Consider the following 11,534-nt stretch of genomic DNA (forward strand, 5'->3'; position numbering starts at 1 on the left):
TGAGGCCGGCCACTTTGCTTTATTCACGCTAAATCCGGCGCAATTTTGCCCCGTCCCAGTGTTGCGGTCTCTCACTGGGCCCCGATTCGGGCTACGCTCGAAAGTATGCCGGTATGGTCCAGGGCGTCACGTGCAAGCGCAGAAAAGAAGGCAGTAGTGTCAGTTGGTCAAGGCCTCCCAGAGGGCTCCGAGGAGCTCAAGAAGTGGCTGTCGGGGCTTAAGCCGGTCACCGGAGCAGACACGATGCTGCGCTTTACCAAGACGCCGGAAGGGTCCATCGACCTCACGCATGCCCATCCGTCCGGATTGGCCCAGCTCATGGCGGGAAGGCGCACGCGCCTGTCCACGCTGATCCGCGACCACGATCAGTACGTTGTCGCCGCGAGGGCTTCGCGCAACCTCCGCTCCAAGATTTTCGAACTCGGGAACGACCGCGGCATCGATGCCGGCTATTTTTCGGCCGGGACGGTGTCTTGGACATCGGCCGTCGGCGGAAAGCCCCAGCGGGTGTCTGCGCCGGTGATGCTTACCGCGATATCACTGACCGTCCGCCCGGGCGAGGATGACTACGAGCTCCAGCTGACTGAGCAGGCCCACATCAACCCGGCTCTCATCCGGCACCTGAAGAGCATCCACGGCATCGTGTTCGACGTCAACGCCGTGACCCGGATGGCCTACAGCACGGCCCGGTTCGATCCCCTTCCCGTCCTGGACCGCCTGGGCACCCTCATCAAACCCATTCACGGGGCCGACGTGGAGCACAATCTGCTCGTTTCAACGTTTGCTGACCTTTCCGGGAACCTCGACGACCCGTGGATCAACCAGAACAATGCCGTAGTGGCAGCCCTGGCCCGCGCCGCCGCCGGGGAGGCCGTAGACGTTGCCGAACTGGCGGAAGACCGTTTCCAGGACATCGACCAGCGGGATCCTGCCGACGAGCTGCTGCTGCTCGACGCCGACGCCGACCAGCAGTATGTGGTGGACGCCGTGCGCGCCGGCGACTCCCTCGTTGTCAGCAGCCCGCCTGGAACGGGCCAGACCCAGACCGCCATCAACACCATCGGCGCGCTGGTGGACGAAGGCAAGACCGTCCTGGTGGTGGGAGACCGCCGTGCCAGCCTCAGCGAGATTGCCGGCCAGCTGGAGACGCTTGGCCTGGAGTCCATCCTGTTTGCGCTGTCCGGAACGGCGTCGCCCCTTCAGCTCAAGGGTCAGCTGGTGCGTGCCATTGTGCGGAATGAGAAGTCACTTCAGCCCCAACTCGAGAACCTGCACACCACACTGGCCGAGCACCGGCACGCGCTCATGGACCACGTGGCATCCTTGCACAACGTCCGCCAGCGGTGGGGGTGCTCGCCTTATCAGGCCATGCAGTCGCTGGCTGAACTGACGTCCATCCAGCCGGCTCCCGCCACGACCGTGCGGCTGAAGCGGAGCGTCCTGGACAACATCCGGGACCGTGAGGAATTGGCCGGCCGCCTGCACCGGGCAGCCGAACTCGGCAGCTTCAGCCGGGCATCCACCACCAGCCCCTGGCACGGCGCACGGCTCCTGACCCGCAAGGAAACGGAGGAAGCGCAGGAGGTTGCGCGCTCGGTTGAGAAGAACCTGCCGGTGCTCCGCAACCGCATGAACGAGGTGGCGGAGCACGCCCAGATCCGCCTCGGAGCCACATTCGCGGAGTGGGGCGCCCAGCTGGAGCTGCTGATGGCCGTTCGGGAAAGCCTGGACAAATTCACTCCGGATATCTTTGACAGGCCGGTCCACGACCTCATCTCCGCGACCGCCACGTCCCCGTGGCGTCGTGAGCGGAATATCGAGATGCCGTCCATGCAGCGTTCGCGGCTGCGCCGTGTCGCCAAGGAATACGTCCGTCCCGGCGTGCACATTTCCGACCTCCACAGCTCATTGGTGCTGGTCCAGGAGCAGCGGGCGCTTTGGGCGGGCTACGCGACCACGCAGCGGCACCCTGCAGTGCCGTCCGGCCTCGGCGAAGTGAACGTGATGTACCGCAGCCTTGAGCGTGAACTGGTCCAGCTGGGTGCGGCCGTGAAGTACACGGCCGCCGGCGGCGACCTCCAGCACACACCGTATGAAGAACTGATGGGGCGCCTGGAGCGGCTGGTGGCGGACACCCGGACGCTCAAGACGCTTCCGGAGCGGACGCTGCTCATTGAGAACATGCGTGAGCACGGGCTCGGGGAACTGCTCGCCGACCTGGCTGACCGCGAAGTACCCGCGGAGTCCGTCGCGTCGGAGCTGGAACTCGCCTGGTGGCAGTCCGCCCTGGAAGCGATGATCAGCGGCGATGACTACCTGGCAATGTCCGACGGCGACGCCCTCCGGCAGCTCGAAGCCGAGTACCGTTTGGCGGACAATGCGCACATCGCCAGCGGGGCGGCGCGGCTGCGGTGGGCCCTCGCCGAGCGCTGGCGCGCCGGTATCGGCGAAAACCCCCGCCAGGCCGACCTGCTTCGGAGCCTCCTGAAGGACGGCCGGGTCACCCTGGCCGCGCTCACGGCACAGGCCCCTGCGCTGGTTCCCATGCTGGTGCCGGTATGGTCCGTCAGCCCCTACCTCATGACGGGATTGCTGCCGGCCGAGCAGAAGTTCGACGCCGTGGTTATCCTGGATGCTGAAGCGACGTCCCTGCAAGCTGTCCTTCCGGCGATCGCCCGGGCAAGGCAGGTCATCGCGTTCGGCGACGACAAGATCGCAAGCCCGCGCACTTTCACCGTGGGCGTCGAGCGGCTCGCTGCGGGCGAGACCGCCCACCAGAGCGTTGAGAGTGCGTACACCGCGTTGTCCGCAGTGCTGCCCACGCGGAGGCTGACTTCCGTGTACCGGGCAGTCGACGAAGACCTCGTGCTGCAGCTGAGCAAGAGCTTCTACGACGGCCGTCTCCGCAGGCTTCCCGAGGGACAGACAGCCACCGGACTGGACCGGGCCCTGCTGGTGGAGTACCTCCCGGACGGCACCGGCCTTCCGAGCGCTGACCAGGAAGGCGTGGAATCGGCGGTCGCCGAGGTAAACCGGGTGGTTGGCCTCGTGTTCGAGCACGCCCGGCTGCGGCCCCGGACCTCGCTCGCCGTGGTTACGGCGAGTCTCCGCCACGCTGCCAGGATCGGTGAAGCCATCCGGCTGCAGCTGCCCAACTACCCGCTGCTGGCAAGTTTCTTCACGGCCGGAGCCGAATCCTTCCGTGTGGTGGATTTGGAACGCGCCCAGGGCCTTGTCCGCGACCACGTGATCTTTTCCCCGGGGTATGGCCGCACGCCGCATGGCCGCGCGCTCCACAATTTCGGTCCGTTGTCCGCCGAAGGCGGGAGGGAGAAATTCGCGCTGGCCATGACCCGTGCCCGGCGTTCCCTGCACGTACTCAGCTGCTTCAAACCGGAAGACCTGGACGTCAGCCGCCTCAGCCACGGGGCCGTCGACTTTTATGAACTCCTTGACCGTGAGATTGCCGGCAACACTGATCTCGGGACCCCTGCGTCCCGTGCAGCCGCGAGCGAACAGGCACTGGGTGCCGACCCCCTCGTGGCCGACCTGGGCGACAGACTGCGTGCCCGCGGTGCCAGGGTCTGGCACCAGTACGACGGCGTTATCGACGTGGCTGCGGCCGCGGACCCGGTGAATTCCATCGGTCATGATGATGCTGAAATCCCCAGGCCCGTGGCCATTGAGTCCGACGGCACGGAGCAATACCGGCGAATGAGCGTGCGGGAACGGAGCAGGCTGCGTCCGCAGCTGCTGGAACGGCTGGGGTGGCGTTACATGCCTCTCTGGACCATCGAAGTGTTCACTGACCCTTCCGCTTGTGCCGACCGGATCGGCGGCTACTTGGGGCTGGAGAAGCCGGCAGTCACCGGATTCGCACCCGCTTCGCAGGGGTTTTTCGAGGACGATGTGGACAACCTGACTCTCACCAGCTCCGAGCGTGGCAGCGAGGTCTTCCAGGAGGACGCATCCGGGACCGAGTCTCGCGACGAGGACCGCAGCGAGTCCGGCAGCGTGGCATCGACGGGCAATCCCTCGATACCCTTGGAACAGGGCGGCGCGGGCGGGGATGAGCCCATGAGTGCCGGACCCGGTTCAGTGGAGTACAGCAAGGAAGACGGCATGGAGACGAACAGCAGCGAAGCGGGCAACCAGGGCGGCGTCCCTGGCTCGAATGCCGACGAGGCCAACCGGAGCCGCCAGACCGCGGGCGCCGGCGTGCCCGCCGGAGTGCTGCCGAACAAGGCCGCTGAGGACGATCCGAAGCGCTGGGGCGATCACGCCTCGGATTACGACCACGATGCATGGCTTCAGGAACAGAAACCGCCGCACTGGGGCTGACGGGCGTGCTCGACGGGAGCTGTCCGGCCGTTAAGCGGCTAGCCCGGCGCTCCCACGAGTACGAAGAAGAGTTTGCCCTGCGTTGAGGCGCCGGCAAGTCGGCGGGCCTGGTCAGGATCCGCGGCGACCACCATGAGCCCCTCTGTTTCTGCCGTGCCCAGCCACTGGCCGGTCTGTCCGCCCTGTCCGGAGGTCCACAGGACCGGGACAGAGGCCGCCAGCACCTCCGATTCCGCCGCCTGGCCGTAGTCGGTGCCGTTGGTCATGACGATGTTGACCAGCTGGCCGGGTGCCACCAACTGGATGGACGACGGATCCGCCATCCTTAGGGGCACCGCCGCCGAGCCGGGTGCGGTGCCCGCCAGCAGCCCGGGTCCAAGTAACTGGGTGTCGGAGATCAGCTGGCCTTTCCGCAGCGGGGCTGCGAGCTGTTTGCCCTGGATCGCGGCGGTGTCGGTGAAGGCGCCGGCGGGAATCATCCCGGGCGGTACCCTGATGGCCACCACCTCATTGCCTGAGAGGGTTGCTCCGACAGGAAGGTCCCTGGCTGAGGCCATGGCGGTCACTGTGTGGGCGGGCGCCGGTGTCAGTTGCTGGACGGCGATGCCGGCGGCGGCGCACAGCAGGAGCGCGACGGCGAGCCTGCGGTTGCGGTTGAGCAAGGCAGCGAGGCGACGCCTGGCAGATGGTCCCGAACGGCCAGGGTGTCCTGACCGAAAGCCGTGCCGGCGTGACGAAAATCCGTTGGTGCGGAGCGTGGATGGCATACCGACACGCTAGAAGGGTACGCGTGGTGCGGACAGCCTGATGAAATCCTATGTGGACAACCCGTTGTTGCGGTCGGGGTCGCTAGGGTGCGGCAGGGGAGTCGGGCGGTTCCGTCAGCTGGCGGCTGCGGCTGCGGCGGCCGGTGCGGGAGCCGCCGCCGGGGCGGACGAGACGCTGCTGCCCTTGGTGTCGCGGGAGTCGGTCCGGTAAAAGCCTGAGCCCTTGAAAACGACGCCGACGCTGTTGAACTTCTTGCGAAGCGTCCCCTCGCACTCGGGGCAGGACGTGAGGGAGCTGTCGGTAAACGACTGCACGATCTCGAAGGCGTGGCTGCAGTCCTTGCAGGCATATGCATACGTGGGCACTGGAAATCCTCCTCTGGGACAACGAACAGGTCCCGTGCTGCCGGGCGCGGTTCACCGCCGATATTTCCCTCGGCGTGTTCCGTCCCTTAGCAGTCGCAGGGCCTGAGTGCCAATTCTATCATCAGCGGCAGGGGAGCATTACATCAGCTGTGTGAGGCCTGACGGGGTGACTGCAACGGGAACCCGGCGGTCATAGGACTCTGCGGCGATGCTGCCGGCCTGAAGGACTTCGCTGTCGTAGACCACAGCTGCCGCAGGCACCGGCAGGCCCTCTGCCTCCAGCCCCGCCAGGAACTTGTCGTAGTAGCCGCCGCCCTGGCCGATCCTGTTACCCGACAGGTCCACGGCGGTGGCGGGGACGAAGATCCCGGCCACGTCGTGCATGACCTCAATGCCGTGCTGCTCGCCGACGGGTTCCTCGATGGGTGCGTAACTGCTGCGCACAAATTCGGTCGTCGGAGTCCAGTAAACCCAGGTCAGGGTGAGCGACGGCCCGCAGATCGGCAACAGCACCCTGTGCCCGGTCCCGTGAAGTGCAGCGATGAGCGGGAGGGTTGGGGGTTCGAATCCCACTCCCAGGTACGCGGCAAAAGTGCTGCGCTCACCGGCTGCAACCATGGTGGCCCACTGGAGTCCGTGGCGGGCGATGCCGGCGCCGGCGGCTTCCAGCCCGGCGGCGGAGGCAGCGGCACGTTCGGTTCTGTGGGCGGCGCGGATCTCTTCCTTCGATGGCATCAGCGGCTGTCCTTCCATGCCCGGAGGCCTCAGTGCGGGCGGAACCGGGTGGTCCGTGCAATTACCCAATGTTTGGTCCCTGACGTTAGATTAGTCCAGTGACTACCACCAATACTTCCGTCCGCAAGGCTGTCATTCCTGCTGCGGGTCTCGGCACCAGGTTCCTCCCGGCCACCAAAGCCATGCCCAAGGAAATGCTGCCCGTAGTGGACAAGCCTGCGATCCAGTATGTCGTGGAGGAAGCGGTCAACGTTGGCCTCAACGACATCCTCATGATCACCGGCCGGAACAAGCGTGCCCTGGAAGACCACTTCGACAGGGTTCCCTCGCTGGAGTCGATGCTGGAAGCCAAGGGCGACACTACCAAGCTCGAGTCCATCCAGGCTGCAAGCAACCTCGGCGACATCCATTACGTCCGCCAGGGCGACCCCATGGGCCTTGGCCACGCAGTGCTGCGGGCCAAGCAGCACGTTGGCTATGAGCCCTTCGCCGTACTGCTGGGCGATGACCTCATCGACGCCCGGGACGAACTGCTGAGCACCATGATCGAGGTCCAGGCTAAGACCGGCGGCTCCGTGGTTGCGCTCATTGAGGTCGAACCTTCCCAGATCAGCGCGTACGGCTGCGCAGACATCGACGAAACCGACATGAACGGTTTCGTGCGGATCAGGAAGCTCGTGGAAAAGCCCGACGTCGATGAAGCGCCGTCGAACCTTGCCGTGATCGGCCGCTATGTCCTCCACCCCGCCGTCTTCGACGTCCTCGAACGTACCGAGCCGGGCAGGGGCGGGGAAATCCAGCTCACCGATGCACTCCAGGAACTTGCTGCGGGAACCGGTGAGGGCTACGGCGTCTACGGCGTTGTGTTCCGCGGCCGCCGCTATGACACCGGTGACAAGCTCAGCTACCTCAAGGCCTGCGTCCAGCTCGCCTGCGACAGCGATGACCTCGGCCCCGGGCTGCGCGAATGGCTGCCGGAATTCACTGCCTCGCTGGTCAAGTAACGGCCCATGCGGGGCAGCATCTGGCCGGTGACGCTGGAATGCGGCGACCTTGTGCTGCGGCCCATCCGGTACCGCGACCGTAAGGAATGGATGGCGGTCCGGTCCCGCAACTCCGAATGGCTGGCTCCCTGGGAGGCGTCCAACCCGGCTCCCGGCGGGGCGCTTCCCGACTACCGGCAGATGGTCAGGTCCCTCAACGCGCAGGCGGCCCAGGCCACGGCGTTGCCGTTTGTGATTACCGAGCGGACGCCGGGGCAGCGCAATCCCCTTATCGTTGGGCAGCTGACGGTGTCCTCGATCATCTGGGGCTCCGCAATGATGGCAACGCTCGGCTACTGGGTGGACAGGTCGTGTGCCGGCCGGGGGATTGCGCCCACGGCTGTGGCCATGGTTACTGATCACTGCTTCGGCACGCTCGGGCTGCACCGGATGGAAATCAACATCCGTCCCGAAAATGCGCCCAGCCTCAGGGTGGTCGAAAAACTTGGTTTCCGTGACGAAGGCTACCGGCCGCGGTTTCTGCACATCAACGGGGAATGGGCAGACCACCGGTCCTTCGCCCTCACCGCCGAGGAGATTCCTGAAGGGCTGCTGGCCAGATGGTTGAGAAACCGCCCGTCCTGACCCCTTTTTGCCGCCCGTCCTGACGCGCTCCTGCTGCACTCCCTGCGGCTGCCCTGACGGTCGGCTGCAGTGTCCTTCGTCATAAATCCATTGATTTGCCACCTGCCCCGCGACACACCGGAGGTAATGCGAGTGCGGGGGGCGAAATGCTCATACGGTTTTGATTGTGGACTTCCCCCTTAGCAGCTCAGTGATCCTTGTGGTCGCTGTCGTGCTCTGGATTGTTTGGGTGGCCCCGTACGTACTCCGGAACCGCCGGCATCAGCTGCAGCCCGCCGTCGAGCTGATGCCCGAACTCAACTTCGCTGAACCCGCAACCCCCCAAGCCGGAAACGTCATGAAAATGGCCGCCCAGCAGGAGAAATCAATGGAAACCAAGCAGGCCACCGGATCCGCCCAGGGATCCCTGACCCCCGCCGCCGGCCCGGGGCCGGCGAAGGCGCGTCCGGGTGTACTTAGGATCCGTTACGGACGATGTGCGATCGCGCTCATGGCGTTCGTGTCCCTGCTGACCGGGATCGTGTCGGGTGTCCTCCTCATCTTCGGGATTGGTTGGTCGTGGCTGCCTGTCGTGTCCCTGCTGACGGCTGTCCTGGCTGTGGCGTCGCTTCGGCGGTTGGCGGTGCGGGACCGGCGCGTCAGGATGAATGCGGCCTTCCGTGCGGCCATGACTGCCCCGGAGCGCCAGATGCGCGCTGCTGTCCCGCGTCCCACCCGGGAACCGGCCGTGGACGCCCCGGAAAGCCAGCTATTCGACGCTGAGGCGGGCAACAAACCCAAAGTAAAACCGCTGACGGCCCAGGAACTGCGTGAGGCTGCCCTCGCCGAGGCCAAGGCCTCGGGCGATACCGCCCTGCGGACCGCCACTGCACCGGGATCTGCTGTCAGCACCGAATCCAGCTGGAAGCCGGTTGACGTTCCCAAACCCACCTACGTCGAAGCCGCCAAAGCCGAACGGGCAGCCCCTGAGCCGCTTGACCTCCCCGAGGCCCCCAAGGCCGCCGGGAAGCCGTCCCTCAAGCAAGGTCCGGCGGCAGCTCCGGCAGCCGGCGCGGCCTCTGCCAAGCCCCTCACCAAGGCGCAGAGTGCCTTGAGCAACCTGGACGACGTCCTGCAGCGCCGGCGCGCCTGAGTGTGAACTTTAGCCCCCGAGCATGACTCACATCTGCGTTGCCGGCGGCACCGGACAGGTTGGCCGCGAGGTGGTCCGCCAAGCGCTGACGCTGGGCCACGAGGTTTCCGTCATCAGCCGTAACCCGCCGGCCTCCGGCAGGTCAGTGGATAACGACGGCGCCACCTACTTCCGGGCAGACGTCACCGCCGGGAACGGGCTATCGGCCGCGCTGGCCGGCGCCGCCGTCGTGATTGATTGCCTGGAAGGGAAGTCGGGCAGGGCCCTCAGGAACTTTGCCGACGGCGGCACCCGACTCCTCCGGGCGGCGCACGCCGCGGGTGTCCGCAAGGCCGTCCTGCTTTCCATCATCAATTGTGACAAGGTGCCCCTGCGGTTCTACCGGTCCAAGGCGGACAAGGAGGATGTCTATGCGGGGTCCCTCTTGGAGACTGTCACCGTGCGCACGACGCAGTTTCACAGCCTCCCGGTGCAACTGTTCGCTGCCGGCGCCAAAGTAGGGCTCATTCCGGTGATCAAGGGCGCCCGGTTCCAAACCATCGCGCCGGCTGAAGTGGCGACTGCACTGCTCGAAGCAGCCCTCGAGGAGCCCGCGCAGGAACTCCACAGGCTCCGGACCATGGGTGGACCGGAAGTCATCGCCATGGGGGATTTGGCGGAAGCCTGGAAGCGCCACACCGGTTCCTGGGGCCGCCTGCTACACCTGCCCCTTCCGGGTGCCATGGGCAAATTCCTGCGGGAGGGCCGGAACCTGGTCCCGGAGCAGCGCTACGGAAGCGAGACATTCGGGAGCTGGCTGGCGAAGCACGCAGATAGTTTGTAGCCTAGGGACACCGGTTGCCTGTTCCTGGGGAACATCCCAAGGAGTGGCGGCGGCCCGGGGGGCTATAGCTCAGTTGGTAGAGCGCTTCGTTCGCATCGAAGAGGTCAGGGGTTCGAATCCCCTTAGCTCCACCCATTTCGCCCCTAGATCTAGGCATACAACATTGATGTTGTTATCTAAGTCCCGCTAAGTGTTATCACGGAACGGTAGAATGATCGGATGGCATCGATACACGCGAGGGGTCCCCGCAAGGACGGCACCTACAGTTACACGCTCGCATGGCGTGACCGGGACACCCGGAAGCAGGAACGCTGGACCCACCAAACCCGTGAAGAAGCCGAAATGTGGCAGCGCCTCATCGAAGCGAACGGCGAGTCCCTGGCCCGGGCCGAGAAAGTCTACAAAGACTCCAACACGGACGGGCCAACCGTCGCCGAATCCATCACCACACACATCAACCAGCTCGTGGGAACCACGGAATACACGGTCAAGCGTTATCACGACGCCGTGCGGCTCCACTTCAGCGGGACCCTCGGGCAGATGAAGGTCAAGTCGGTGTCACAAGACAGCGTGATCGACTGGATCAAGTGGATGGAGTTGCGGCCGCGGAGCCCGAAAACAATCAGCCTGCAACACGGGCTCCTGTCCGCCGCCATGGAAACCGCGGTGCGGCAGAGAGTCATCGACCGGAATCCGTGCAGCGGCGTCAGACTCCCGAAGGACGTCCGGATCGGCGACGACGGCGACGATATCACCCTCGAAGATTTCAAAGCCATCAGGACCCGGACGGACCGCCACTTCCACCCGTTCCTTGACTTCCTCGTCGGCGCCGGGTGCAGATTCAGTGAAGCGACACCGCTCATGGCCAAGGACTTCCACCTGGACGCCGCGCCGCCGCTCGTGATGATCACGAAGGCTCACAAGCTGGCGGCTGCCGGCGGCCGGTACGTGGGGGAGCCCAAGACTAAGAAGTCCCGGCGCCGCGTCTCGCTGGCCCCGTCAACGGTCGCCGCCGTGCGCCCGCTCGTGGAAGCAGCGGCCGTCAGCGGAGGCCCCGTGTTCCAGATGCGGGAGGGCGGGGAGTTCACCGCCCAAGCGTTCTACAACAAGTCGTGGGAGAAAGCGCGTCGGGAGGCTGGGCTGGGCATCGGTTCGGAAAAGCACGTCACCGTCCACTCGATCCGTCACCTGCACGCCGCGATCATGCTGGCGGCCGGGATGGACATGTACAAGCTTTCCACCCGGATGGGGCACTCCTCCATCCAAGTCACAGTGGACCTGTACGCGCACCTGCTCCCGGACGCGCACTTCCAAGGTGCGGCGTTCGCGCACAAGGCGCTCGGCGGCGCCGTGCCGGAGGTCGTCATCGAGGCAGCAGAGGATCCGGACGACGAAGACGCGGCATAGCCGGGAAACGACAAAAGACCCCCACGCGCCCGATGAGGGACGTGTGGGGGTCTTTCGTTTCAGGGGTCAAGCTTCGTTCTTGCCGTCATAGGACGGCGTCTTCGCGGAGCCGAGCACGGCGCGGGTCAGCCAGTCCGGCAGGCGCGGTTCCAGCCAGCGCCAGAACGCGTACCAAGCGCCGATGATCACTGCCGTGATGATGGGCAGGGCGACGTCCGCGAGGCCGGCCAGCTGGGACTCCAACGGGGACAGCAGTGGCACGACTCCGATCAGCCACGCGATGAAGCTGCCCCACAGGGCAGGGATGAGGGTTCGGAGAATAGCGGTCAGCATGG

Annotated in this window: 10 protein-coding genes and 1 tRNA gene; 7 read left to right on the forward strand and 4 right to left on the reverse strand. The window is 65.6% G+C overall.

All coding sequences use genetic code 11. The annotated features are described in order from the left end of the window. Window positions 1-105: 105 nt before the first annotated feature. A complete protein-coding gene (locus J7I79_RS13670; RefSeq protein ID WP_214953932.1) occupies window positions 106-4,341 on the forward strand; it encodes an AAA family ATPase in 4,236 nt (1,411 codons plus the stop codon). Window positions 4,342-4,379: 38 nt separating this feature from the next. Here J7I79_RS13670 and cpaB read toward each other — a convergent pair whose 3' ends face one another. The 3 genes from cpaB to J7I79_RS13685 all read right to left on the reverse strand — a co-directional run bounded on the left by cpaB (window position 4,380) and on the right by J7I79_RS13685 (window position 6,209). Beyond that, entirely contained in the window at window positions 4,380-5,003 is a 624-nt protein-coding gene (gene cpaB / locus J7I79_RS13675) for a Flp pilus assembly protein CpaB (RefSeq protein WP_251042768.1), read from the reverse strand. Between the two features lie 219 nt (window positions 5,004-5,222). Next, window positions 5,223-5,474, reverse strand: coding sequence for an FmdB family zinc ribbon protein (locus J7I79_RS13680; protein ID WP_214953936.1), 252 nt, complete (start codon window positions 5,472-5,474; stop codon window positions 5,223-5,225). A gap of 138 nt (window positions 5,475-5,612) precedes the next feature. Further along, window positions 5,613-6,209, reverse strand: coding sequence for a 5-formyltetrahydrofolate cyclo-ligase (locus tag J7I79_RS13685; protein ID WP_214953938.1), 597 nt, complete (start codon window positions 6,207-6,209; stop codon window positions 5,613-5,615). A 98-nt stretch (window positions 6,210-6,307) separates the two neighbouring features. Here J7I79_RS13685 and galU point away from each other — a divergent pair, with 98 nt between their 5' ends. The 6 genes from galU (at window position 6,308) to J7I79_RS13715 (ending at window position 11,199) form a co-directional block, all read left to right on the forward strand. Beyond that, window positions 6,308-7,213, forward strand: a complete 906-nt coding sequence (gene galU, locus J7I79_RS13690; protein ID WP_214953940.1) for a UTP--glucose-1-phosphate uridylyltransferase GalU — start codon at window positions 6,308-6,310, stop codon at window positions 7,211-7,213. A gap of 6 nt (window positions 7,214-7,219) precedes the next feature. Continuing rightward, window positions 7,220-7,837, forward strand: a complete 618-nt coding sequence (locus tag J7I79_RS13695) for a GNAT family N-acetyltransferase (RefSeq protein ID WP_214953942.1) — start codon at window positions 7,220-7,222, stop codon at window positions 7,835-7,837. Window positions 7,838-8,003: 166 nt separating this feature from the next. Next, entirely contained in the window at window positions 8,004-8,969 is a 966-nt protein-coding gene (locus tag J7I79_RS13700; protein WP_311380580.1) for a hypothetical protein, read from the forward strand. A 22-nt stretch (window positions 8,970-8,991) separates the two neighbouring features. Then, entirely contained in the window at window positions 8,992-9,792 is an 801-nt protein-coding gene (locus tag J7I79_RS13705; RefSeq protein ID WP_214953944.1) for an SDR family oxidoreductase, read from the forward strand. Between the two features lie 58 nt (window positions 9,793-9,850). Further along, a tRNA-Ala gene (locus J7I79_RS13710) sits at window positions 9,851-9,923 on the forward strand. A gap of 88 nt (window positions 9,924-10,011) precedes the next feature. After that, window positions 10,012-11,199 (forward strand): site-specific integrase, encoded by a 1,188-nt coding sequence (locus J7I79_RS13715; RefSeq protein WP_214953946.1) that lies wholly within the window; start codon window positions 10,012-10,014, stop codon window positions 11,197-11,199. 66 nt (window positions 11,200-11,265) lie between these two features. On the opposite strand, the gene J7I79_RS13720 is transcribed toward J7I79_RS13715, so the two are convergent. Continuing rightward, on the reverse strand, window positions 11,266-11,532 hold the full coding sequence (locus J7I79_RS13720; protein ID WP_214953948.1) for a hypothetical protein: 267 nt from the start codon (window positions 11,530-11,532) through the stop codon (window positions 11,266-11,268). Window positions 11,533-11,534: the final 2 nt, after the last annotated feature.

Source organism: Arthrobacter sp. ISL-69 (assembly GCF_018613775.1).
In the GTDB taxonomy this organism is placed as follows: Bacteria; Actinomycetota; Actinomycetes; order Actinomycetales; family Micrococcaceae; genus Arthrobacter.

Coding starts and splice junctions, on each gene's coding strand:
- J7I79_RS13705 (WP_214953944.1), top strand. CDS start 8,992: ATGACTCACATCTGCGTTGCCGGCGGCACCGGACAGGTTGGCCGCGAG.
- J7I79_RS13670 (WP_214953932.1), top strand. CDS start 106: ATGCCGGTATGGTCCAGGGCGTCACGTGCAAGCGCAGAAAAGAAGGCA.
- J7I79_RS13685 (WP_214953938.1), bottom strand. CDS start 6,209: ATGCCATCGAAGGAAGAGATCCGCGCCGCCCACAGAACCGAACGTGCC.
- J7I79_RS13715 (WP_214953946.1), top strand. CDS start 10,012: ATGGCATCGATACACGCGAGGGGTCCCCGCAAGGACGGCACCTACAGT.
- J7I79_RS13695 (WP_214953942.1), top strand. CDS start 7,220: ATGCGGGGCAGCATCTGGCCGGTGACGCTGGAATGCGGCGACCTTGTG.
- J7I79_RS13720 (WP_214953948.1), bottom strand. CDS start 11,532: ATGCTGACCGCTATTCTCCGAACCCTCATCCCTGCCCTGTGGGGCAGC.